Origin of the sequence: Bacillus sp. HY001 (genome assembly GCF_007558965.1) — a bacterium.
GTDB lineage: Bacteria > Bacillota > Bacilli > Bacillales > Bacillaceae_G > Bacillus_A > Bacillus_A mobilis.
The window spans coordinates 614,486-637,265 of sequence record NZ_VLTE01000005.1 but is presented as its reverse complement, the minus strand read 5'-3'; the positions used below and the strand labels follow the sequence as shown (position 1 = coordinate 637,265).

Here is a 22,780-nt window from a genome sequence, read left to right as displayed (position 1 = left end):
AGTAAAATGAACTTGGTATCAAATTATGCTGAAATATTTCGAATAATTTTTTCAGTTTTTCTTATGCCAATAGTGAAAAAACATTATTGTTGTAAACTAATCTGAAAACAGCAGTCAAACATTCAAGGGGGGTAATGGGGACATGAAAGGCCGCGAGTATACGTTTCGTAAGTGGCACTCATTAATGGGGGTCATCCCGGTTGGTGTCTTTTTGACGCAACATTTAATTGTAAACAACTTTGCAACACGAGGAGCAGAGGCTTTTAACAAAGCTGCAGGCTTTATGGAGCTCCTTCCATTCCGGTACGCGCTAGAGATTTTCATCATCTTTTTACCGATACTGTACCATGCTATATATGGCTTATATATTGCATTTACAGCTAAGAACAATGCGGTTTCTTACGGTTATTTCCGTAACTGGATGTTCGTCTTCCAAAGAATTTCAGGTATCGTTACACTGATTTTCATTTCTTGGCACGTCTGGGAAACTCGTATTCAAGCAATGTTAGGTAAAGAGGTAAACTATGATATGATGGCAGATATTTTAAACAATCCAGCTATGTTTGCATTCTACTTAGTCGGTGTTGTTTCAACAATTTTCCACTTTGCAAATGGACTATGGACATTCTGCATCAGCTGGGGAATTACAGTATCTCCACGTTCACAAAGAATCTCTACTTATGTAACATTAGCTATTTTCTTAGGTCTATCTTATGTAGGTGTGAGTGCATTATTAGCGTTCATCGATCCACAGCTAGCAAACCAGTAAGGAGTGGGAGAGCATGAAAGGGAAACTTATAGTAGTCGGCGGTGGCTTGGCTGGCTTAATGGCAACGATTAAAGCGGCGGAAGCAGGAGTAAATGTTGAACTGTTTTCTTTAGTACCAGTAAAACGTTCGCATTCTGTATGTGCCCAAGGTGGAATTAACGGTGCCGTAAATACGAAAGGTGAAGGGGATTCTCCATGGATCCACTTTGACGATACAATTTATGGTGGGGACTTCTTAGCGAACCAACCACCAGTTAAAGCAATGTGTGAAGCAGCACCTGGTATCATTCATTTAATGGACCGTATGGGTGTTATGTTCAACCGTACGGAAGAAGGACTTCTTGATTTCCGTCGTTTTGGTGGAACACAACATCACCGTACAGCATTTGCTGGTGCAACAACTGGACAGCAATTACTATACGCATTAGATGAGCAAGTACGTCGTCACGAAGTAGCAGGACTTGTAACGAAATACGAGGGTTGGGATTTCTTACGAGCTGTTGTGGATGACGAAGGTGTGTGCCGAGGAATCGTTGCACAAGACTTACAAACAATGGAGATTAAAAGTTTCCAAGCTGATGCCGTGATTATGGCAACAGGGGGCCCTGGTATCATCTTTGGAAAATCAACTAACTCTATTATTAATACAGGTACAGCAGCTTCTGCTGTATATCAACAAGGCGCATATTATGCAAACGGTGAGTTCATTCAAATTCATCCAACGGCAATTCCTGGAGACGATAAATTACGTCTTATGAGTGAATCTGCACGTGGTGAAGGTGGCCGTGTTTGGACATATAAAGATGGTAAACCATGGTACTTCCTAGAAGAAAAATATCCGGCTTACGGAAACCTTGTACCTCGTGATATTGCAACGCGTGAAATCTTTGATGTTTGCGTAGAGCAAAAACTAGGTATTAACGGTGAAAACATGGTCTACTTAGATCTTTCTCATAAAGATCCGAAAGAACTAGATATTAAACTTGGTGGAATTATTGAAATCTATGAGAAGTTTACAGGTGATGATCCTCGTAAACTACCAATGAAAATCTTCCCAGCAGTTCACTATTCAATGGGCGGACTATGGGTTGATTATAAGCAGATGACAAGTATTCCTGGTTTATTTGCAGCAGGTGAGTGTGATTATTCTATGCACGGTGGTAACCGCCTTGGTGCGAACTCACTATTATCAGCAATTTACGGTGGTATGGTAGCAGGACCGAACGCGATTGAGTATATGAAAGGTCTTTCTAAATCATCTGATGCTGTTTCATCTACTGTATATGAGCAAAATGAATTAATCGAAACAGAGAAATTTAACAATATTTTAACGCTTGATGGTAACGAAAATGCATATGTTCTTCATAAAGAGCTTGGAGAATGGATGACAGATAACGTTACAGTAGTTCGTGAAAATAAAAAGTTACTAGAAACTGATGCGAAAATTGAAGAGTTAATGGCGCGTTACAAACGTATTAACATTAACGATACAGCGAGATGGAGTAACCAAGGTGCTTCATTTACACGCCAACTTGCAAATATGTTTGAGTTAGCACGTGTCATTACAATTGGCGCATATAACCGTAATGAAAGCCGCGGAGCACATTACAAACCAGAATTCCCAAATCGTGATGATGCAAACTTCTTAAAAACTACGATGGCGAAATTTGAAGGAGAAGGAAATGCACCAGCATTCCATTACGAAGAAGTGGATGTTTCATTAATTAAACCACGTAAACGTGACTATTCCTCAAAACATGATGTAGCTGCTAAGGGTGAAGAGAAGGGGGATAAGCAACATGTCTGAGAAAACAATCCGCCTCATCATTACGAGACAAGATGGACCAGATGCACAAGAGTTTGACCAAGAGTTTGAAATTCCATATCGTCCAAATATGAACATTATTTCGGCACTGATGGAAATTCGTCGTAATCCTGTTGATTCAAAAGGAAATCAGACGACTCCGATTGCATGGGATATGAACTGTTTAGAGGAAGTATGTGGCGCATGTTCGATGGTGATTAACGGAAAACCACGTCAATCATGTACAGCTCTTATTGATCAGTTAGAACAACCAATCCGCTTAAAGCCGATGAAGACATTCCCAGTTGTACGTGACTTACAAGTTGACCGTAGTCGCATGTTTAACGCTCTAAAACGCGTTAAAGCTTGGATTCCAATTGATGGTACGTATGACTTAGGACCAGGACCAAGAATGCCTGAGAAGAAACGTCAATGGGCTTATGAGCTTTCAAAATGTATGACATGTGGTGTTTGCTTAGAGTCATGTCCAAACGTAAATAGTAAATCTGACTTTATTGGACCAGCACCGTTATCACAAGCTCGTTTATTCAACTCACATCCAACGGGTGAAATGCATAAAGCAGACCGCTTACGTGCAATTATGGGAGATGGAGGGCTTGCAAACTGTGGTAACTCTCAAAACTGTGTGCAATCATGTCCAAAGGGTATTCCATTAACAACTTCAATTGCGGCATTAAACCGTGATACAACAATTCAATCGTTCAAAGATTTCTTTGGTAGCGACAATAACTATTAATAAATATTGCCTCTTCATGTTGAAGAGGCAATATTTATAACTTTATTTTTCTGTTTATTCTGTTTATTTTAAGGCGAAAAGGAGAGGGAACAATGAAGAGAATTTCTTATATTGAAGACTTTGAGCAATGGGAAAGTGGTTTTTCATTTTATAATCCTGTAAAAGTTCGTTTTGGTGAAGTAGATATGTTTGGACATGTAAATAATGTCGTTGCCTTTACTTATTTTGAAGAAGCACGTATCGCATTGTTTAAAGAACTTGGATTTATGCAAGAATGGACGCATGAGTCTTCAGAAACGATGATCGTTGTTGCAGATTTACAATGTAATTTTATTAAGCAAATATATTTTGATGAACAGTTGAAGGTGTATGTAAAAGCGGGAGCGGTTGGGAATTCTTCTTTAGATTTGCATTATATGGTGAAGAATGCAGAAGGAGAAGTTTGTTTAGTTGGTCGTGGAATGATGGTTCAAGCATCGAAAAAAACAGGAAAAGGCGAACCGTGGCCTGAAGAGTGGAAGAAAAAATTACTACAATGATAGAGTAAATGGAAAATAAGAGAGCGATTTGCTCTCTTATTTTTTGTCTTTCGTTGCTTCTTCTAATGTTAAATGATGTTTATATATGTATGTAGCATATGGATTACCAACGTAGCGCAAATGCCACGGTTCATATGCATATTCTGTGGTTTCTGTTTTATCTTCTAAATAGCGAATGATAAAGCCAAATTCATGAGCATGTTCCGCAACCCATTTTCCTTCGGCTGTCTCTCCGAAAATAGGCTCTAATTGGAATTTAGCAGATTTTGAACTAATATCCATCGCTAAACCAGTTTGATGTTCACTCGTACCAGGAATGGCACTTACTGAATCAGCTTCAGCTTTTCCTTGACGTCTAACGTATGTATCATGTAATGATTTTTGGCGTTTGTATGAACGATAACCAGATACAGCTGTAAGTTCAAGCCCTTCTTTCTTTGCCGCTTCAAACATATTTTCAAGCGCATCTGCAGCATCTTTGCGCAGCAATGTTTTTTCTTTATCTTTTGGACTAGTAAATGGTACGTTCGGTCTTGTTAAGTCTTCAGGTGTGTATCCGTCTGGTAGTTTTCGGTGTTTATTAACTAAGACAAGATTAGACTCTGGATTTGTTACAACGGAAAAATCATTGTCTAGTTTTTTTGCATTATGATCAGCTTTTGGAAAAGCTGGAATCTCTTCTTTTTGGTGATTACTATGCTGTTGACTTTCGACAGCTTTCGCCTCATTTTGCAGTGGTGATTTAGAACCAAAGTAAGCGAAAGAAGTGATACCGATTACAATAGTAGTGGCAGAAATAATGATTATCTTTTTCATGATGCCTTGTAATCACAGTCCTTTCTTCATAAAATATGTATCGTTTTTTATTATAAGTCTAGTTTACTGAAAAAGAAATATAAGAGTCATAACGTAATAGAAATGCAAAGAAAATGTCAGAAAATGTGTGAAAATGTAGTATTTTTTTATATAATTCATTTCTTATCTTTCATGAAATTCATTTTTTATGTAATATATATACATAAGAAGATGTAGCGATTATCGAGAATGAAGAACTTCTTGTATAGACTAGGAGTGAATGGGAATGGATTTTGCAACAATTATTGGGCTCATTTTAGGATTTGTAGCGGTAGTAGTAGGGATGGTCGTCAAGGGCGCTGACGTAACAGCCTTATTGAATCCTGCCGCAGCATTAATTATTTTTATCGGTACATTTGCTGCAGTATGTATAGCATTTCCGATGAATCAACTAAAAAGAGTTCCAAAATTATTTAAAGTTCTTTTTGGTTCAAATAAAAAGGATTTAAGTTATGAACAGTTGCTAGAATTGTTTGTTCATTGGACATCAGAAAGTAGAAAATACGGTATTTTGTCTTTAGAGCAACAATTAGACAAAATTCAAGATGAATTTCTTTTGCGTGGTATGAAATTTGTGATTGATGGCGTATCCGCAGAAGATCTAGAGCAGATTTTAGAAGCTGAATTAGAAGCAATTGAAGAAAGGCATGCAAAAGGAGCAGCAATTTTTTCTCAAGCTGGTACATATGCACCGACATTAGGGGTTTTAGGTGCTGTTATTGGTCTTGTAGCTGCACTTGGCAATTTAACTGATATTGAAAAGTTAGGTCATGCTATTTCGGGTGCGTTTATTGCAACGATTTTTGGTATTTTTTCAGGCTATGTATTATGGCATCCATTTGCAAATAAATTAAAGCAAAAATCTGCAGCTGAATTAGAGAAAAAACGTTTAATTATTGATTGTTTATTAATGTTACAAGAGGGTACATATCCGTTTATTATGAAGAACCGCATTTTAGGTGCACTTTCTGCAACTGAGCGTAAAAAGCTTGAAAAAGGGGCAGAAAAAAATGCGGAGTAAAAAAAATAGAAGACGTAAGAAAAAAAAGCATGATGAACATATCGATGAAACTTGGTTAATCCCTTATTCTGATATGTTAACGTTGTTATTTGCATTGTTCATCGTTTTATTTGCGATGAGTAGTATAGATGCTGCGAAGTTCAAACAGATGGCAGTAGCGTTTCGAAGCGAATTAGCAGGTGGAACAGGAAACAAAGAGTTTTTAAGTGATCAAAAGCCGAATGAAGAGAAAGAGTTATCGGCAAGTAGTCTAGAATCTGAGAAGATTAAAAAGAACGCTGAAGCTGAAGTAAAGCAGCAAGAAATGAACGAATTAAAAGCGGTACAAAAAGGTATCGATAAGTATATTGAGGAAAATCAATTATCTTCTTCTTTTAAAACTGATTTAACAGAAAAAGGACTCAAGGTAACGATATTAGAAAATGTACTATTTGATTCTGGGAAAGCGGACGTGAAATTAGAATCGCTAAGTATTGCAAAAGAAATGTCTAATTTACTTGTTTCAGCATCACCTCGTGAAATTACAGTATCTGGTCATACAGACAATGTTCCTATTGCAAATGCGCAATTTGCATCGAATTGGGAATTAAGTACGCAGCGGGCAGTTAATTTTATGCAGGTATTACTGCAAAATAAAGAATTACAGCCAGGGAAATTTAGTGCGGTTGGTTACGGAGAATACCGTTCAATTGCCCCGAACGATACGCAAGAAGGAAAGGCGAAAAATAGACGTGTAGAAGTGTTTATTTTACCTTTAACGAGAAATATGCAATAAAGAGGATGGCGAATGCCATCCTCTTTTATTTTGCATCAAATGATTTTAAGTTGTCGCGACGGATTTTATCTTTTTCTGCATCTGATTTTTTGAAATCATAATCATATAAAGCACCTTCCCAATCACCATACATCGGATTCGGGAAAATAATAAATTTCTCACCAAATTGTGTTTTTGAATCTGTGACTGCTTGATTTCGATCTTTTACAGATTTCCCATCAAAACCAGTGAAATCAGATAAGTTATCGCCGAAGAATAAGACGATATCATGTGTTTGCGAAACGAGTTCACGGCGTTTTTCTTTTCCTTTGTCTTTTGGATCTTGTAGTAATATATGTTCTTTCGTTGCTTGAGGAGCACCTACACGTTCAAGATTTTTAATTGTTGCATCTAGTTGGTTCGTTTTACGATTTGAGATGTAGTAAATATCTACACCTTTAGATTCTGTATATTTTAAGAAATCAATTGCGCCTGGAAGAGCTTCAGCTTCAGCCTTATTAATCCAGTCATCCCATTTGTAAGGATAGCCTTTTCCTGTCTTTACACTCATTGCTTGATGAGGACTGTTATCTAAAACAGTTTCATCTAAATCCAGTACGATAGCAGGTTTTTTCTCTGTCCCTTTTGCAAGAATTGCATCGAGCTTTAATTGACCGATATTGTATCCTTGGTAGTAAAGTGCTTTCGTCTCACCAGCTGTTTGATACCATAAATCAGCCATTAATTGCTGGTCTGTTAATTTTGCCTTCTCTTCTTTCGCCACAGTTTTCTCTTGTGTTCCTGAACATGCTACAAGCGATGTAGATAGAACTGCTACAGATAATAAAGTGGTAATGCGCCTCTTCATCTTCATATGTATCCTCCTCGATGTTAGAAAATCAGTTAATATTATATATCGAAAAATAATATTTTTTGTATGAACATTTGCATATTGTCTTTTGTATATATAGTAGTATGTCCTATATTAGAAAGATGAGAAAAATGTTGGGAATCATTTTGACAAGTTTTATTGTCGAAATGACAATTATAATTGACAAAACACATGATATTATTTACAATTTTAACTAAATAGAACAAATGATGGATTAAGACGGTGCTACATATTAAAAGGATGAAGCGTAGTGCTATATTTTATCCTACATAAACATAGTCTTTGAAAGAGAGTATGAATGATACTAAAGGGGAGGCTTTATACTTTGAGTTTACAAATTCAAAACTTAACGAAACTATTTGGCGAATCAAAAGCAGTTAACGGCTTGCAAATTTCGTTACCTAAAGGTGAAGTGCTAGGATTACTTGGGCGAAATGGTGCAGGGAAAACAACGACAATCAAAATGCTTCTCGGATTATTAACGCCTAATGAAGGATCTATTACATGGGATGGAAAATCATTTGGGACTAGTGGGGTAACAATTGGATACTTACCAGAAGAGAGAGGTTTATATACAAAAAGTAGAGTAATAGATCAGTTGCGATATTTTGGTAGATTAGAAGGAATGACGAAAAAAGAAGTAGACCTTGCTATTGATCACTGGTTAGATCGATTGGCAATACCGGAATATAAATTTAAAACGGCAGGGGAGCTTTCAAAAGGGAACCAGCAAAAAATCCAATTAATTGCTGCTCTACTTCATAATCCTGAACTTCTCATTTTAGATGAACCGTTTAGCGGACTAGACCCAGTTAATGCTGGAATGTTAGCTAGCATTATTGAAGAACAAGTGCAGAGCGGAAAGACCATTATTTTATCTAGTCATCGTATGGAACAAGTAGAGGCTTTTTGCCAACATGTATGTATTTTGAAAAAAGGCGAAGCAGTCGTAAAAGGCCAATTAAGTGATATTAAAAAAGAATACGGTTTCCGTAATTTAACGATTGAAGATACAGAAGAGAATGAGAAGGGATTAGAAGCTATACATGTATCGTATGAAAAACAACAAGGCCTTCTTTATGTGCAAGTACAAGATGATGCAGAAGCTCTAAAGATTTTGCAACAGTTGCAAGAACAAGGTATTACCTTACGACAATTTAAAATGTTAGAGCCGACGTTAAACGAAATCTTTGTAGAGAGGGCGAAATAACGATGCGTAAATTTTCTCACGTATTTTCATTTTATTTTAGGGAAGCATTTTTATCTAAAAAGTCATTAATTACGAGTGCGATTTTATTTTTAGTTGTGTTTGGGCTTTTTGCATTTAATCATTTCACTGCTGATAACGATAAAGGAAAAGATAAAATTGCGGTAGTAACGGAAAGCGATACTTATAAAGTGCAAGAAAGTGATGTGAAAAAGTTACTTCCGTCTGCTAAAGTAACTGTAGAAAACAAGGATAAATTTAATGAGCTACGTAAGCAAGTGGAAGATGGGGAGTTAGACGGTTTATTCCATATTACAGAAAAGAATGGTATTCCAGAAGTGACGTATATGTATAGTGGTTTTCCAAGCCAATCAACGGCTACACTTATGGCAAGTTATTTAAAGGAACAGTATACAGCGGTAATGATTGAAAAAAATAATGTATCTGCAGAAGTAGCAAAACAGTTGCAAATGGAAATTCCGTTAAAACAAGAGGCAGTAAAGGATCATGCATCTTCCTTTGGAATTGGCTATGTTTTCTCGTTTGCTTTATATATGTTTATTATTGTGTTTGGAACTGCAATAGGGACGACGATAGCATCTGAAAAGTCATCTCGTGTTATGGAGTTAATGCTTCCGAAAGTAAAACCATTAACAATGCTACATGCCAAAATTTTAGCAATTGTTTCTAGTGCTTTACTATTACTAGTTATTGCTTCCTTCGGGTTTCTTGTACCATATTTATTAGGGTGGGTAGACTTAGAAAACGCATCTTTAATAGGACTTACACTAGACTTCTCTAAATTGGATGCGGTAGTAATTAGTATGTTCGTTGTATATTTTGTTACGGGCTACTTACTATATGCAATGCTATATGCAGCAGTTGGGGCTGTTGTATCAAAAATTGAGGATGTGCAATCTCTTTCGTTCCCAATTACAATGTTAGGTATAGCAGCATTTTTCATTAGTATTAAATCATTATTTGATCCTAATAGTACATTAGCTGTAGTTAGTTCATATATTCCATTCTTTACACCTATGGTTACATTTTCAAGACTTGTAGCTGGTGAAGCAGGCGCTGTAGAAATTGGTGTGACGTTAGTAATTTTATTGGTGACTATCGTTATCATCAATATGCTTACAAGCCGCATTTACGTAAACGGTGTAATGAATTACTCAGATAAAGTGAAATTTAAAGATTTAGCGAAGTTTATAAAGCGTCAATAATGAGAGAAAAGTATGATTTCCTATTGGAATCATGCTTTTTCTTTATGTATAAATTAAAAATAGTATATAATAATAAGAGTCGTCTTTTAATAGAATGAATACAAAGGAGGGTGTGCAGATGGGGATTAGTAGTCGTTTTACAGTAGGTGTTCATATGTTAACGTTACTTGCGATAGATCGAAACTCTCGCTGTACCTCTGAATGGATTGCTGGTAGTGTGAATACAAATCCAGTTGTGATTCGTCGCATTACGGGAATGTTGAAGAGAGCAGGACTTGTTGATGTACAAGCTGGTAAAGGTGGTACGACACTTGCTCGTGATTTAGAAGAAATTACATTACTTGATGTATATAAAGCAGTGGAAGTTGTAGAAGAAGGACAGCTATTTTCCTTCCATGAAAATCCCAACATTGAATGTCCAGTAGGAGCTAATATTCAATCAGTATTAGAAATTATTTTAATGCAAGCGCAAGAAGCGATGGAAAACGTACTTGCAAATGTAACGGTAGATCAATTAGTTACAAACTTAAAGTCCAAAATGAAAGAGTAAAAAAGCGAGCAACCTCATAATGAGGGCTCGCCTTTTTTTATTCAGAAATATTGAAAATTCTATTTTTCAGTATTTAAAATAAATTTACCAACAATAGCTGCTACGATACCACCAAGAATTGGTGCAACGATGAATACCCATAGTTGAGAAAGTGCTTCTCCGCCAGCGAATAAAGCTGGTGCGATACTACGAGCTGGGTTAACAGAAGTTCCAGTTAACGGAATTCCTAATAAGTGAACTAAAACTAATGTGAAACCAATTACTAATCCTGCTAGAGAAGAACTTCCTTTTTTACCTGTTACAGCAACGATAACTAAAATGAATACGAAAGTTAAAATGAATTCAACTAGAAATGCTCCAGATAAACCAAGAGTTCCAAAACCATTTTGTCCTAAATTATCTAAAGGTGTTTTAGCAGAGCGTAAAATCGTTACTAACGTTGCAGTTCCTAATAAACCACCTAAAATTTGAGCTAATACATAATAACAAAGTTCCATAGCGTTCATTCTTTTGTTGATGAACATAGCTACTGATACTGCTGGGTTAATGTGACATCCAGAAATTGTTCCGATGCTATATGCCATAGCCACAATAGATAGACCGAAAGCCATAGCGATTCCTAATGTTCCAATTCCTTCAATTCCGCCGCCAATGACAGCTACTCCAGTTCCGAATAATACAAGTACAAATGTACCAATAAATTCAGCGATTGCTTTTTTTAACATAATTTACCTCCTAATATTGCGCATGAAACGTATTATAACATAGGTTTTAGTATAAACAGCTAATGAAATACTATTCTGATAAGGCGAAATAGGGGGACAATAAAAAAGGAGTATGGTTCTTTGGGATAGAACCATACTCCTTTTTATGCTGTTTTTTCTGCTTAACGATTGGAACAGATCGATTTAAAATGCTATTTGCAACCATTCCTAACATAATAATAATCATTCCAAGTAGGGAAAGCCCACCAGGGAATGAACCATTCAAGAAAACAATTTCGCCAAGCACGGTAAAGACCATCGTTCCAGCTTGCGTTGCTTCAACAGCTCCAAGTAGGGCGAGGTTATCTTTTGCTAAGTCAGTTGCAAAGAAAAATGTCATCGTTGCAATTACGCCAGAACATAATGCTAACAAAAATCCTTGCAGCATTTGGCTTGATGTTGGAATACCGGTAGTAGAAAATCCATATATACCAAGTAAAATTGTTATAGGAAGACTGCCTATTGCCATTCCTAATACGCGTTGGAACGTATCGAGACGGCCGCCAACAAGCTCCATCATTTTTCGGTTGCCGAATGGATATAAGAAAGCAGCTACCACTACAGGTAAAAATCCTGAAATAAACTGAGTCATTGTAATATGACCTGCTGCAGTCGCTTGCATACAAATTACACCAAGTAAAATAAATAATGCAACATATAAACTACGAAGTGGAATTTTTCCGCGTACAAGTTTTGTTCCTGATTTCGTTTCTATTTTAACGAAAAATAATGGTGATAAGAGTAAGCCTGCGAATATCGTAACTTGCCAAGTTCCCGCAACGAGCCAAGCTGGAGAAAAGACAGCTGCGAAACTTAATAAAGAATAGAAACCAATACCAGCAACGGAACCCCATCCGATCCACGCTAATGGATGTTTCTTTAATTCTTCCCATAAACCCCTTAAGTTTTTGCGAAATAAAACGATAAGGAATAAAATAGGGAGAGCGAATAAAAAACGGAAGGAAGCTGTCCAAGCCCAGCTCGTTCCAGATACATTCATTGCTCTATTAATAATAAAGGTTGCGGAAAAAAAGGCTGATGATAAAAGGCCTAATAAAATTGCGCGCATGAAGTGTAGCACTCCTTTCGGAAATTGATGATTATGTATAGTATGATATACTTAAAAATAATAAAAGTAAACTATTTTATACTTTAAGGTGGTTTTATAGATGAAAGAACATGAGGATATGCAAACGAAAGAGGTCATTCAGCAAGTAGGTCAGTTATTAAGACAAATTCGAAATGAACAAAAATTAAGTTTAGAAGAATTAGCCCAAAAAACAGGAGTTAGTAAATTAACATTAGGAAAGATTGAAAGAGGAGAAACAAATCCGACGTTAGCTGTCATTTGGAAAATAACGAAAGGGTTATCGATTCCTTTATCCAGATTGATGGTTGTTGGAGAACCTGTAGCTGTTGCACGCTGCGGAGAAGGATTTGCAGTAGATGTGGGACAAGCATGGCATTTAGAAACGATGTTCCGTTATACGAAAGAAACAGGAATGGAAATGCATCGTGCTTGTTTAAGGGCGAATAGTATATATGAACCAGAAGCTCATCATGAAGGTGCTATTGAGCTTGTAACGGTAATGAAAGGGAAAGTATCGATTCAAGTGGAAAACGATGTATACGAATTGAATGAGTTTGACTCTATTCAATTTGAAGCGAACAAAAAACATAGTTATAGAAATGAAGAAGATGAAGTTGCAGTATTGCATTTAACGATGAAATATTCTTCATAAAAAAATCACCTATAGAATTCTATAGGTGATTTTTTATATTTCGATTAAGTATATGCAGGATGCCACTAGTACGAACGTGGCATAAGTAATAAACAAATAAAATAAACTAAAAAACCAGTCCCAAAACATAAAACAGCAATGACCCAAAGTATGCGAATGAGGGTAGAGCTAATATCAAAATATTCCCCTAAACCACCGCATATACCAAATAGCATTTTATCAGTTTCGGATTTATATAATCTTTTTGACATCTTCCAATTCACTCCTTTTTTAGCAAACTATATACTTCTATTCTATATGGAAATTTATGAGAAGACTATGCGGTTGTATTACAATTTTTTTAGGAAACAGTCGTATTAATTGTCTTAATTTTCAGTTGATATTAAAATTATAGTAAGAGGTATGAGGTAACTTTTAATAAAGGGTGGGGGAATAGAGATGACAGTATATTGGTTGACTAATGTAATGCTTGAATCAGGGTATACATATGAAGAGGGGAGAATTTCCCAAACAGAAACAGAGTTATGTAGTTTACTCATTGAAGATGGACGAATTAAAAAAATAATAGTAGGGGCTGTTCAAGAGGAAGGGGTATCAATTTTTGATGCCAATCGTTTATTGATTTTGCCTGCTTTCGAAGAGATGCATATTCATATTGATAAAACCTATTATAGTGGTCCTTGGAAGGCATGTATGCCAGCAGAGAATATTTTCACACGTTTTAATGAAGAAGAGGAAATTTTGCCGAAGCAATTAGCAACTGCTCAAGATAGGGCGGAAAATATGTTAACGTTATTGCTCCGAAATGGTGCAACGAATATAAGAACGCATTGTAATGTGGATCCGGTAATTGGACTTGGTAATTTGGAGGCGACGTTAGCGGCATTGGAAACATATAAAAATCAGGTTTCTGGTAGAATTGTTGCTTTTCCGCAACATGGATTATTGCGTAGTAATTCTGTGCAACTTGTGAAAGATGCGATGCGTATGGGTGCGAATCTAGTCGGTGGAGTAGATCCAGCTACAGTGGATAAAGATATTGAAAAATCATTACATACTATTATGGATATCGCAGTAGAATTTAATGCGGATGTTGATATTCATCTGCATGATGCGAATAATCTTGGAACGTTTACGATGAAGAGATTAGCAAGTCTAACAGAAGAAGCGGGATGGCAAGGGCGCGTAACGATTAGTCATGCGCTTGGACTTGGTGGTGTTACGGATAAAGAAGCTGAAGAAGTGGCGGAAAGACTAGCTGCTTTAAACATTGATATTACTTCAACGGTGCCAATTGGGAAACAAGTAATCCCAATTCCGTTATTAGATAAAAAAGGTGTGAAAGTTTCATTAGGAAATGATAGTATTACAGATCATTGGTCACCGTTTGGAACGGGTGATATGCTGCAAAAGGCAAATCGATTAGCGGAACGTTTTGGATGGAGTGATGAAAGGTCTTTAGGAAAAGCACTTCGCTTTATTGCGGGAGGAAAAGAAACGTTAAACAATGAAGGGAAGCGAGCATGGCCGAATGTAGGAGATGAAGCGAGTTTTGTTTTGACGAATGCAACATGTACTGCTGAAGCGGTGGCACGTCAAACAGAGAAGCGTTTAGTGGTGCATAAAGGGAATGTTGTTGTTGGAAATTTAAGTGAGGTGGAATTAAATAATCTTGTGTAAAAGAATCGTTTGAATGTTTTGATGAGGGTTCTAATTGTGAGTGTAGAACCCTTCTTTTTTATGCTTACAATATATTTCTTATAGGTTAGCTAGGAAGGATGAAAAAATTGGACAATCAACATAATCAAAATCATATTATGGGAACTTTGCAATGGTTTATATTTTTATTAGCGAATTCAATCGCATTACCAATTGTCGTTGGCGGATTATTTCATCTTACGACGGAAGAAATATTTTATTTAATGCAGCGTACATTCTTTGTAGTTGGTATTTCTTCTTTTTTACAAGGCTGGCTTGGACATAGACTACCAATTGCGGATGGACCAGCTGGATCTTGGGTTGGAGTATTTACCGTACTTGCTTACGCAACGGCCGGACAAGAACAATTACATAGTACGTTGCAAATTTTAGAATTAGGAATGATAATTTCCGGTGTTATTTTAATAGGATTAGGAGTAACTGGTTTTATAGGACGTATTTTATTTTTATTTACGCCGCTTGTGACAGGGACGTTTTTACTTTTATTATGTTTACAATTAAGTGGTGTATTCCTAAAAGGGATGCTAGGAATTACTGCTACTGTTTCTCAAATCGATGGATTTACAGCGATAATTGCATTTAGCATATTTCTTTTCGTTATTATACTATCTACCTTCGGAAAAGGTTTTGTCAAAAGTTATGCGGTTTTAATCGGATTAATTAGTGGGTGGATTCTTTTTCTAATTGCAGGAAAAGTGACGATTCCATCTCAAGTAACTCATTTTGTGCAACTTCCACAAATATTTGCTTGGGGACTTCCAAAGTGGAATACAGGTATGGCTGTATCAAGTTTCGTTATGGTATGTATTTTAGTTTCTAATACAGTGGCAGCTATTATAGCAATTAATCAAGCTACCATTCAAAAAGGGACTATTGAACAGAAACAGTTGAAGGATGGAACGTGGGTTGGAGGGATTTCGCATATCATTTCTTCTGTATTTTCAACTGTAGGTGTCGTGCCATTACCAGCAACGGCAGGGTTTATACGTTTAACAAAACAGAAATATATACGATCGTTCTTACTAGCGTGTATGTTACTAGTCGTAATGTCGCTGTGTCCGAGTATTATTCGTTACTTAGCATCATTGCCATCCGCTGTCGCATCTGCGGTTTTAATGGCTTCGTTCGTACAGCTAATTGGAATTGGATTTCATAATATAAAACAAGTGCCGATGAGTGAAAGGAATGTAACGATTTTAGGAGTTGCTGTATTATTTGGAAGCGGTGTTATGTTTTTACCGTCTGGAGCACTTCAATCATTGCCGTCTGTTATGCAATATATATTCGGAAATGGTTTATTCGTAGGTACTGTTGTCAGCATATTACTAGAACAAATATGGCGTACAGAAAAGTGAGTGGATACAAACAGTGTGCGCACTGTATAAAAGTCTAAAATAACATGTGAAATAAAGCCCATTTTCATTCACCACCTGCACATTTCGTTCATACAATATCTTGACTAAATAAACACCCAACTTACACATACACGGCTCTGGCTTAAGCAAGGAGGGTTATACCAGTTGAAGGAAAAAGCGTATCAATCTAAACCGTTACTCACAAAGAGAGAGAGAGAAGTATTTGAATTACTGGTTCAAGATAAAACAACGAAGGAAATTGCAGGTGAACTTTTTATCAGTGAAAAAACAGTACGCAACCACATCTCAAACGCAATGCAAAAGCTAGGAGTTAAAGGACGTTCACAAGCAGTTGTTGAGCTTCTTCGCATGGGAGAGCTCGAACTATAAAAAGAAAGCCGACTTTTAAATGAAGAGTCGGCTATTTTTCTGTTTATATTTTGAAGTGCGTAAAGGTTCTTGAGCTTAAGGAAGTAAGGGAGAGAATCCGTCACGATGACAAGAAATTATATGCGCTTCATAATGAATAAATCTGAATAACTATTATGTGAAGAGACTAGTAACAGATGCAAAATTTTAAAGGTTAAGAGAATAGGTGAAAGAAAAGTTTAATGCTGATTTACTAAGTGGATATGACAAGTTTCTTAAAACTGTAAATGGTTTAGATTTTAATGGATTAGTATTGCATGGAGGTAGCTTTTTTATTTCTGGTGTGTTTTAAACATTAATTGAAACGATTACTATTCATCAGGGTGGAACAGTAGGTATTGTGTATATTTTTGAGAAGACATAAGGTACTGCCGAATTCAATGCGCAGCAATACTTTATGTTTTTTGTTTTGGAGTTTATCCCTATTTCCATCAAGCTAAGATTTTGAAGTACGATGAATTTTTAACTAGATGGCGATGCGGCGAAACCCTAAATTTAAGCTGCTTTGCCTCTTGATTGCAAGAATGCTAGTACAGGACCAATAAAGAAATCCTGCTCTGGATAGAACAGGATTTCTTTATTATATTGAAGTTACAAGGGGAATTTTAATCATTTCAAAATTCCATTTTATGAACTTCACCAGTATTAGCATTCACATTGAACCAACCATAAGTTACTGTATGTCCGCCTTCTTCGTCGTCTTCGTATTGCACATTTGTATATACATGTATGACATACTCTTCAGCTTCAGCTTTATCGCCATCGTATTCGCAGTAAACTTTAGAATTGTTGGACAAGTTTAAACTAGCTCTAACTTTGTTTTCTGCATCTTTAGGCGAGAGTTTTTGTTTGCTGCTTTGAGCGGTTTGCTTTTGCTGCTCTTTTACTTGCTGCTCTTTTACTTGCTGCTCTTTTACTTGCTGCTCTTTTACTTGTTGCTCTTTTGCTTGTTGTTGTTCTTTTGTTTGTTGCTCTTTTGCTTGCTGTTGCTTCTTTTGCTCCGCTGCTTTTTTCTGCTTTTCTTGTCGTTTTTCTTCTTCCACAGCTGCATTTTTCTCTTTTTCAAGCTTCTCTAACTGTTCCGTTACCTTTTGATTTTGTTCTTTTAAAATCTTATCTGAAGTTGTTTCTTGTTGTATTTTTGTCAATATTACCTTTGATTCATCAAATTTCTTTTCGCTTAGAAGGTCTTGCGCTGTTTGTAGTTCTTTATTATAATTCTCACGTTTATCCTTATATTGAGTGAGTGTTTCTTTCTCCTTCTTCGCTTCGTTTTTTACCGTCTCTAAACCATCTTTCATGGTTGCAACTTGATCGAATAACTTGATTGCATTGTCGATGTCGAGTTTCTCTTTTTCGGCCAGCGCTACTGCCATTTTGGATGCTTGCTTTTGTAAGGTTTGAACTTCCTCGTCCTTTTTTTCTTTTAATGCAATTTCAAATGAAGCGCTTGCATTTTCGTACTCTTTATTCGCCAGTGCTAATTTTCCCTGCTCTACCGCTTTATCGAATGTTTCGTTACTGCAACCGAATAATAAGGTTGCGATTAATAAAATAGAAATACTCATCAAGAATTTTTTCAAATTTCTCCCGCCTTTTAATCTGTTTTTTCTTTATATAAAGATATATAGTTCGCTGGATATTTACTTTGTTCTCATTCGCCTCTTCTGACCTTATTTGAGATCTCCACCTACATCCGACATCTTATCATCTTCTCCATATCCATATTTTCGATCTTCTTCTAGGCGTTCATGATAACCACGGCCCAGTTGATCGTCATAGTGCCGCACTGTTTGGCGATCACTTCCCCACTGACGTGCATGGATAGCGTCATGCTCTAGTTGCCCTCTGATTTCTCTATCTAAGTTTTCTTGTCCTTTTTTATAGTGCTCTTTTAGCCATTCTTCGTGCAGTACATCAGATTCTGCTGCGCTTTGTTTTGTATACATCTCACTCGCTGATTCTTCTCGATTTTCTTGGTATACACGGGCTGGACCCTTTTCTTCAACATATCCACTGGTTTTCCCATATTCTAACTCTAGGTCCCACTTTTCATCGAGGTAATCCCACATCATTCTTGTTGCATCTTCGTATGTTTGCGCTTGTCCGCTTTTTAACAAATAGCGGACTTCTTTGAATATATCAATCGTTTTCGAAAATCCGCCAGCGTAATCCTTGAATAGCATGGATTCGAATTGAGGGTGTTGTTCTTTTAATCGTTTGTGCACTTGTCTAGTGTAATCGTATTGTACGTTCCAATAACCATGACTTGGCTTTTGTTGAAATAGAATGCGATATTCTCGGTATTTAATTTCTTGTAACTCTTTTCTAATTTGCTCTTTACGTCGTTCAGCTTTTTTATCAAGTATTGAAGTAACAGGCATTCCAATAAACATAAAGAAGCCCCATATTAAAAACGCCAGTAGGGCATTTACAAAAAAGGAGAATGGGCTGATGACACACATTAAAAATAAAACCCCAACACTTAGTAAAGCGACGTGTTTATCAACATCAAAAGGTTTAACCATACCCAGCATGTCTTCGCTTCTCTTGTTGAATTCAGCTTCCGCCTTATTGTAACGTTTCTCCCAAGCTTCATCCTCTAGTTCTTTTTGACGTTCATCTTCTTCATATTCCTGTTGCAGTTCCTCGAGTTTTGGTAATAATTCATTGATGTCACAGATAATGTCTTGATTCTCTAATGAAATAGAATCACTGTTTGTTTTGTTCAAAGTTATTCTCCTTTTGAAATATGTATTATAATTTGCACCCGAATAAGTATACATTAATATTCTTGCATTTTGAACTATTTAATAAATAGATATAGTAATATTTTTATTTTAAGGTGAACTCTGAGCTCTTAGCTTGCTGGACATGGAATTTATTCCTTTTTTTAACAAATATCTATTTTTTTAGTTATCATATTTCAAACGAAGAAAGGGTGAAAGGGGTGAATTGAATCATACAAAACAACACAATCTGTTATAAGAAATTTTAATTTAAGAAAAATTTTGTAAAAGGAAAGGAAACATGGTACGTTGGAATGAAAAAATATGTGGAGGTCGCAGCGATAGAACTCACTATCCATAAATATACTTTCTCGGCAGAAACGTTCTTTTGCTATTGTTCAGTTTATACGCTCCAAATAATAGTTAAAGCAACTTTTCATATCCAACATTTTCAGACATATAATGAAAAAACAACTTCTATATAAAAAAATAACTTATCCGTATACTCTCTATACAGATAAGTCTTATTTTCTAATAAACACTTTATGCAATCTCTTCCATTAAAGTACCATTAGGACAGGCCGTTAGGTTTTTCAAAAAAGTATTTTAGAGAAACTCAACAAAATTCTTTATGAAAAAAACAATTTTTAAATATAACTATTCAAATGTAAGGTTATTTGTATATAATGCTATCGGGAGGTGATTTTTATGAAGATGTTAAAGAAATTGTTTGTTCGTTTCGCGGGTGTGACTACATGCCGTGAGTGTGGGACATTAAATTGGGATACGCACGAAACATGTGAAAACTGCGGAAGAGATTTATAGAATGAAGTAATTTTTCGTTATTGAATAGTTTTTAGGGGGACAACTTTTTGTCAGATAACTCACAGCAAGCATTGGATAAAAAAGAATTAAAAGAAGAACACTTTGATTATCTGAATATTAGAGCGATGTATACTGATTTGGGGTACATTGTCAAAGCCAAAAAAGAAATAGACAGTTTAGAAAGTGACTTAGAATCTGAATGCAATAAAATAAAAGAATATGAAGGTTTTATAGCTGACTTGAAATCTTCCTTTTTAAATCGGATTAAATATGGAAGAAAATACAATGAATATATCACAACGTTTACGAAAGAAATCAGTCGTCATTCTGAAAATAAAGCTATTATTGAAAAAGCTCTTGTGAAAAAGAATGATTGGTTGAAGTCTCTGCAAGCAGACCTCGACGAGGGAATAGCGAATACCAATGTTCCAGAAAAATACCTTACATTAGAATGGTTAGAGATTTTTGATGGATATTTGGAAGAACACGGGACCATGTCGTTTAAGGAATGCTTAGCGCTCTATGAAGCTGAACATGTAAATTAGCACTTTTGTTTTTTTAATAGTAAAAATTTATTTGGAAATTCGTACATAGAATCGGTAAGATTTTCGTCCTATACATTTCTTAAGCACGAGTGTGGCATTATACCGCACTCGTGCTTGTTATTTTCCTTGGAGTTGTCTATCCTGTTTTTTTGGGGGGGATGAAAATTTGAATTTTTAGAGATGTTTTATACTGTATGCATATGTGTTTAAGAAAGAGGGCACTCTCTTAAAAATAATTCTTATATTAACTGTTGTTTTGTTATTAGCTGGTGCTAGTGCTCACTTCTTTCTTTTGAAAGATAATGATAAAAAAGCTACTGAAGAAATTAATATGGCTAAATTAAAAGGATTAGTTGTAGAAATACCTGTGTGGATATTTACACTTTAGCTGGATACGGAGCAGCACAAGCAGTTCTAGGCCCACTGTTTACTTTCGCATCGTATTTAGGAATGGCTAGCTTTGGATGGGAAGGGGTTATTGAAACAAAAATAGTGAATATAATTCATCACCAGGGCTAAGTTTTTCAATGACAAATCAGCAAATTAGATCTAATGATTTAGGAAATGCAATTATGCAAGTTAGTCGAAGGAATCGAAGTTGATATATAGGTTGTTTCGTTTTGCGCAAAAGTTACGCATCTCAAACGCAATGCAAAAGCTAGGAGTTAAAGGACGTTCACAAGCAGTTGTTGAGCTTCTTCGCATGGGAGAGCTCGAACTATAAAAAGAAAGCCGACTTTTATATGAAGAGTCGGCTATTTTTCTGTCTGTTTCTTGTTCTATAAGAATGATAAGAACACTCTATACATAAATAGGTAGTAAGGAGGGGATATGTTGAAAAGGATATTGTTAGTTTCAACAAGCGCTCATGATATGAATGGACACCCGACTGGTTTGTGGCTGGAAGAGCTCGCAGCTCCTTATCATGTATTTAAAAAGGCTAATTTCGATGTTGATATTGTGTCGATAAAGGGTGGTAGAGTACCTATTGATAGAGTGTCGATTCCGAACGGGATACCTCGTGAGTTTAAGCATGTTGCCTCTTTATTGCAAAATACGAAGCCGATCTCAAAGGTTCATTTTTCGGATTATGATGCAGTTTTGTTTGGTGGTGGGCACGGGGCAATTGTAGATTTTCCAGGTAATCCGTATGTTGCAAATTTAATTGAGAATATGTACAACAATAACAGGATTGTAGCGGCTGTTTGTCACGGCGTAAGCTCTTTAGTCGGTGTGAAAAATAAAGATGGCTCGTTTTTTGTTGCCGGTAAGCGTATAACAGGTTATACGAATGATGAGGAAAAAGCTGTACATTTAGAAAAGCGAGTGCCGTTTTTATTAGAAAGTAAATTGAAAGAAGAAGGGGCTTTGTTTTATGTTGCTCCAAAATTCACGCCACATGTCGTAGTAGATGGGCGTTTAATTACAGGGCAAAATCCGCAGTCTAGTATGGAAATAGGGAAAGCTATAAGAAGAGCTGTAAATAAAGTATAGAAAAAGTGCTCGTTACTCATAAAGGTAGCGGGCATTTTTTCTATAGTATAAATGACTCCTTAAACTAAAAAGATGTATTGCGTATAGTGACTTCATTTATAATTAATCGTGAATTTGCTATACTATTTTGTATGGACAAAAGGGGAGGCTCTTTTCATGAGAAAAGTTGCGTGTGCAAACACTTATATTAATAAAATAAAGCCCGTTATTAGAAGAACGAGTTTTAGCCAATTGAAAATAGATGAAATTGCGAAATATATGGATATTAGTAAAGCTACTTTATATAAACGTTTTTCTTCAAAAGATGAGATTATTGAAGCTGTGGTAGAAGATTTTATGAACTATCTTCTTGAAGGAGATGCGGATAATCAAGATGAAAGTATGTCTTTTGCAGAACGTTTCCAAAAGACGTTTATCCACTCTTTAAAATGTGTGACATATATTTCTGATGTTTTTTTACAAGATTTGAAAGAGGCATATCCGCACTTATCTGATCAGTTAGTCGCTGCACAACAAAATCGTAATCATAATTTGCAAATGTTTTTTGAAGCTGGTATGGAACAAGGCTACTTTAATAAAATGAACGCACAATTATTTATGGTGCAAGATGACGTGATGTTAAGACGTATTATAGATCATTCTTTTTGTATTCAGTACGATATTACGTTAAAAAAAGCGATACTTGATTTTTATCAACTAAAGAAGTATCAACTGTTTAAACCAGAGTATATAGAAGCAATTGATGATTCGGAAGTTGAAAAAGAAGTTATTGCTATTTTGCAAATGATTTCGTAAAAAAGCAGG

General features: G+C 36.0%; 24 protein-coding genes and 2 pseudogenes. 19 read left to right on the top strand and 7 right to left on the bottom strand.

The window, feature by feature from the left end; translation table 11 throughout:
* The first annotated feature begins 142 nt into the window (after positions 1-142).
* The 4 genes from sdhC to FOT98_RS06055 all read left to right on the top strand — a co-directional run bounded on the left by sdhC (position 143) and on the right by FOT98_RS06055 (position 3,869).
* Positions 143-769 (top strand): succinate dehydrogenase cytochrome B558, encoded by a 627-nt coding sequence (gene sdhC, locus FOT98_RS06070; RefSeq protein ID WP_000678354.1) that lies wholly within the window; start codon positions 143-145, stop codon positions 767-769.
* A 13-nt stretch (positions 770-782) separates the two neighbouring features.
* Complete coding sequence (sdhA, locus tag FOT98_RS06065; RefSeq protein WP_000676749.1) at positions 783-2,576, top strand: succinate dehydrogenase flavoprotein subunit; 1,794 nt, start codon at positions 783-785, stop codon at positions 2,574-2,576.
* Positions 2,569-3,330, top strand: a complete 762-nt coding sequence (gene sdhB / locus FOT98_RS06060; protein WP_001291830.1) for a succinate dehydrogenase iron-sulfur subunit — start codon at positions 2,569-2,571, stop codon at positions 3,328-3,330. The genes sdhA and sdhB overlap by 8 nt, the downstream gene beginning before the upstream one ends.
* 92 nt (positions 3,331-3,422) lie before the next feature.
* A complete protein-coding gene (locus FOT98_RS06055) occupies positions 3,423-3,869 on the top strand; it encodes an acyl-CoA thioesterase (RefSeq protein WP_063261309.1) in 447 nt (148 codons plus the stop codon).
* A gap of 36 nt (positions 3,870-3,905) precedes the next feature.
* On the opposite strand, the gene FOT98_RS06050 is transcribed toward FOT98_RS06055, so the two are convergent.
* The gene (locus FOT98_RS06050) at positions 3,906-4,685 is read right to left on the bottom strand and encodes a M15 family metallopeptidase (protein WP_063261308.1); all 780 of its coding nucleotides are present in this window, start codon (positions 4,683-4,685) and stop codon (positions 3,906-3,908) included.
* Between the two features lie 265 nt (positions 4,686-4,950).
* On the opposite strand from FOT98_RS06050, the gene motA reads away from it, so the two are divergent.
* Both motA and motB read left to right on the top strand, forming a co-directional pair.
* Positions 4,951-5,745, top strand: coding sequence for a flagellar motor stator protein MotA (gene motA / locus FOT98_RS06045; RefSeq protein ID WP_063261307.1), 795 nt, complete (start codon positions 4,951-4,953; stop codon positions 5,743-5,745).
* The gene (gene motB, locus FOT98_RS06040) at positions 5,735-6,520 is read left to right on the top strand and encodes a flagellar motor protein MotB (RefSeq protein WP_063261306.1); all 786 of its coding nucleotides are present in this window, start codon (positions 5,735-5,737) and stop codon (positions 6,518-6,520) included. The genes motA and motB overlap by 11 nt, the downstream gene beginning before the upstream one ends.
* Before the next feature lie 25 nt (positions 6,521-6,545).
* Here motB and FOT98_RS06035 read toward each other — a convergent pair whose 3' ends face one another.
* Positions 6,546-7,373, bottom strand: coding sequence for a 5'-nucleotidase, lipoprotein e(P4) family (locus FOT98_RS06035; protein ID WP_063261305.1), 828 nt, complete (start codon positions 7,371-7,373; stop codon positions 6,546-6,548).
* A gap of 343 nt (positions 7,374-7,716) precedes the next feature.
* Here FOT98_RS06035 and FOT98_RS06030 point away from each other — a divergent pair, with 343 nt between their 5' ends.
* The 3 genes from FOT98_RS06030 to FOT98_RS06020 all read left to right on the top strand — a co-directional run bounded on the left by FOT98_RS06030 (position 7,717) and on the right by FOT98_RS06020 (position 10,374).
* Positions 7,717-8,601, top strand: coding sequence for an ABC transporter ATP-binding protein (locus tag FOT98_RS06030; RefSeq protein ID WP_063261304.1), 885 nt, complete (start codon positions 7,717-7,719; stop codon positions 8,599-8,601).
* A gap of 2 nt (positions 8,602-8,603) precedes the next feature.
* Positions 8,604-9,824: an ABC transporter permease gene (locus tag FOT98_RS06025; RefSeq protein WP_063261303.1), complete on the top strand. Its 1,221-nt coding sequence runs from the start codon at positions 8,604-8,606 to the stop codon at positions 9,822-9,824.
* Positions 9,825-9,942: 118 nt separating this feature from the next.
* The gene (locus FOT98_RS06020) at positions 9,943-10,374 is read left to right on the top strand and encodes an Rrf2 family transcriptional regulator (RefSeq protein ID WP_000512998.1); all 432 of its coding nucleotides are present in this window, start codon (positions 9,943-9,945) and stop codon (positions 10,372-10,374) included.
* A 59-nt stretch (positions 10,375-10,433) separates the two neighbouring features.
* On the opposite strand, the gene FOT98_RS06015 is transcribed toward FOT98_RS06020, so the two are convergent.
* Positions 10,434-11,099, bottom strand: a complete 666-nt coding sequence (locus FOT98_RS06015; RefSeq protein ID WP_000913204.1) for an MIP/aquaporin family protein — start codon at positions 11,097-11,099, stop codon at positions 10,434-10,436.
* A gap of 70 nt (positions 11,100-11,169) precedes the next feature.
* Positions 11,170-12,207: a DMT family transporter gene (locus tag FOT98_RS06010; protein ID WP_144290973.1), complete on the bottom strand. Its 1,038-nt coding sequence runs from the start codon at positions 12,205-12,207 to the stop codon at positions 11,170-11,172.
* 100 nt (positions 12,208-12,307) lie between these two features.
* On the opposite strand from FOT98_RS06010, the gene FOT98_RS06005 reads away from it, so the two are divergent.
* Positions 12,308-12,880, top strand: coding sequence for a helix-turn-helix domain-containing protein (locus FOT98_RS06005; protein ID WP_063261301.1), 573 nt, complete (start codon positions 12,308-12,310; stop codon positions 12,878-12,880).
* Positions 12,881-12,945: 65 nt separating this feature from the next.
* On the opposite strand, the gene FOT98_RS06000 is transcribed toward FOT98_RS06005, so the two are convergent.
* Entirely contained in the window at positions 12,946-13,131 is a 186-nt protein-coding gene (locus FOT98_RS06000) for a PspC domain-containing protein (protein ID WP_000044433.1), read from the bottom strand.
* A 187-nt stretch (positions 13,132-13,318) separates the two neighbouring features.
* Here FOT98_RS06000 and FOT98_RS05995 point away from each other — a divergent pair, with 187 nt between their 5' ends.
* The 4 genes and pseudogenes from FOT98_RS05995 to FOT98_RS33400 all read left to right on the top strand — a co-directional run.
* Complete coding sequence (locus FOT98_RS05995; protein WP_063261300.1) at positions 13,319-14,560, top strand: amidohydrolase family protein; 1,242 nt, start codon at positions 13,319-13,321, stop codon at positions 14,558-14,560.
* 98 nt (positions 14,561-14,658) lie between these two features.
* Entirely contained in the window at positions 14,659-15,954 is a 1,296-nt protein-coding gene (locus FOT98_RS05990) for a purine/pyrimidine permease (RefSeq protein WP_063261299.1), read from the top strand.
* Positions 15,955-16,119: 165 nt separating this feature from the next.
* Complete coding sequence (gerE, locus tag FOT98_RS05985; protein WP_000659484.1) at positions 16,120-16,344, top strand: spore germination transcription factor GerE; 225 nt, start codon at positions 16,120-16,122, stop codon at positions 16,342-16,344.
* Positions 16,345-16,549: 205 nt separating this feature from the next.
* Positions 16,550-16,645 (top strand): annotated as a pseudogene (locus tag FOT98_RS33400) (YrhA family protein); the annotation flags it as partial.
* A gap of 352 nt (positions 16,646-16,997) precedes the next feature.
* On the opposite strand, the gene FOT98_RS05975 reads toward FOT98_RS33400, so the two are convergent.
* Both FOT98_RS05975 and FOT98_RS05970 read right to left on the bottom strand, forming a co-directional pair.
* A complete protein-coding gene (locus FOT98_RS05975; protein WP_144290972.1) occupies positions 16,998-17,966 on the bottom strand; it encodes a hypothetical protein in 969 nt (322 codons plus the stop codon).
* A gap of 90 nt (positions 17,967-18,056) precedes the next feature.
* On the bottom strand, positions 18,057-19,115 hold the full coding sequence (locus tag FOT98_RS05970) for a hypothetical protein (protein WP_063261297.1): 1,059 nt from the start codon (positions 19,113-19,115) through the stop codon (positions 18,057-18,059).
* A gap of 869 nt (positions 19,116-19,984) precedes the next feature.
* Between FOT98_RS05970 and FOT98_RS05965 the strand changes: the two genes are divergently transcribed.
* From FOT98_RS05965 to FOT98_RS05945, 5 genes and pseudogenes are all read left to right on the top strand, one after another.
* On the top strand, positions 19,985-20,482 hold the full coding sequence (locus tag FOT98_RS05965; RefSeq protein WP_235607968.1) for a hypothetical protein: 498 nt from the start codon (positions 19,985-19,987) through the stop codon (positions 20,480-20,482).
* 369 nt (positions 20,483-20,851) lie between these two features.
* The gene (locus FOT98_RS32255) at positions 20,852-21,001 is read left to right on the top strand and encodes a hypothetical protein (protein WP_186292094.1); all 150 of its coding nucleotides are present in this window, start codon (positions 20,852-20,854) and stop codon (positions 20,999-21,001) included.
* A gap of 118 nt (positions 21,002-21,119) precedes the next feature.
* Positions 21,120-21,206 (top strand): annotated as a pseudogene (gene gerE, locus FOT98_RS32250) (spore germination transcription factor GerE); the annotation flags it as partial.
* Positions 21,207-21,313: 107 nt separating this feature from the next.
* On the top strand, positions 21,314-21,976 hold the full coding sequence (locus tag FOT98_RS05950) for a type 1 glutamine amidotransferase domain-containing protein (protein ID WP_063261295.1): 663 nt from the start codon (positions 21,314-21,316) through the stop codon (positions 21,974-21,976).
* A gap of 156 nt (positions 21,977-22,132) precedes the next feature.
* Complete coding sequence (locus tag FOT98_RS05945) at positions 22,133-22,771, top strand: TetR/AcrR family transcriptional regulator (RefSeq protein WP_063261294.1); 639 nt, start codon at positions 22,133-22,135, stop codon at positions 22,769-22,771.
* Positions 22,772-22,780 lie beyond the last annotated feature (9 nt).

What these genes read in the sequence shown, in the direction of transcription:
- FOT98_RS06005 (WP_063261301.1), top strand. Translation starts at nt 12,308, where the DNA reads ATGAAAGAACATGAGGATATGCAAACGAAAGAGGTCATTCAGCAAGTA.
- FOT98_RS06000 (WP_000044433.1), bottom strand. Translation starts at nt 13,131, where the DNA reads ATGTCAAAAAGATTATATAAATCCGAAACTGATAAAATGCTATTTGGT.
- FOT98_RS06010 (WP_144290973.1), bottom strand. Translation starts at nt 12,207, where the DNA reads ATGCGCGCAATTTTATTAGGCCTTTTATCATCAGCCTTTTTTTCCGCA.
- sdhB (WP_001291830.1), top strand. Translation starts at nt 2,569, where the DNA reads ATGTCTGAGAAAACAATCCGCCTCATCATTACGAGACAAGATGGACCA.
- FOT98_RS06050 (WP_063261308.1), bottom strand. Translation starts at nt 4,685, where the DNA reads ATGAAAAAGATAATCATTATTTCTGCCACTACTATTGTAATCGGTATC.
- FOT98_RS06015 (WP_000913204.1), bottom strand. Translation starts at nt 11,099, where the DNA reads ATGTTAAAAAAAGCAATCGCTGAATTTATTGGTACATTTGTACTTGTA.
- sdhC (WP_000678354.1), top strand. Translation starts at nt 143, where the DNA reads ATGAAAGGCCGCGAGTATACGTTTCGTAAGTGGCACTCATTAATGGGG.
- motB (WP_063261306.1), top strand. Translation starts at nt 5,735, where the DNA reads ATGCGGAGTAAAAAAAATAGAAGACGTAAGAAAAAAAAGCATGATGAA.
- FOT98_RS05995 (WP_063261300.1), top strand. Translation starts at nt 13,319, where the DNA reads ATGACAGTATATTGGTTGACTAATGTAATGCTTGAATCAGGGTATACA.
- FOT98_RS06035 (WP_063261305.1), bottom strand. Translation starts at nt 7,373, where the DNA reads ATGAAGATGAAGAGGCGCATTACCACTTTATTATCTGTAGCAGTTCTA.
- sdhA (WP_000676749.1), top strand. Translation starts at nt 783, where the DNA reads ATGAAAGGGAAACTTATAGTAGTCGGCGGTGGCTTGGCTGGCTTAATG.
- FOT98_RS05990 (WP_063261299.1), top strand. Translation starts at nt 14,659, where the DNA reads ATGAAAAAATTGGACAATCAACATAATCAAAATCATATTATGGGAACT.
- FOT98_RS05950 (WP_063261295.1), top strand. Translation starts at nt 21,314, where the DNA reads ATGTTGAAAAGGATATTGTTAGTTTCAACAAGCGCTCATGATATGAAT.
- FOT98_RS06055 (WP_063261309.1), top strand. Translation starts at nt 3,423, where the DNA reads ATGAAGAGAATTTCTTATATTGAAGACTTTGAGCAATGGGAAAGTGGT.
- FOT98_RS05945 (WP_063261294.1), top strand. Translation starts at nt 22,133, where the DNA reads ATGAGAAAAGTTGCGTGTGCAAACACTTATATTAATAAAATAAAGCCC.
- motA (WP_063261307.1), top strand. Translation starts at nt 4,951, where the DNA reads ATGGATTTTGCAACAATTATTGGGCTCATTTTAGGATTTGTAGCGGTA.
- FOT98_RS06025 (WP_063261303.1), top strand. Translation starts at nt 8,604, where the DNA reads ATGCGTAAATTTTCTCACGTATTTTCATTTTATTTTAGGGAAGCATTT.
- FOT98_RS06020 (WP_000512998.1), top strand. Translation starts at nt 9,943, where the DNA reads ATGGGGATTAGTAGTCGTTTTACAGTAGGTGTTCATATGTTAACGTTA.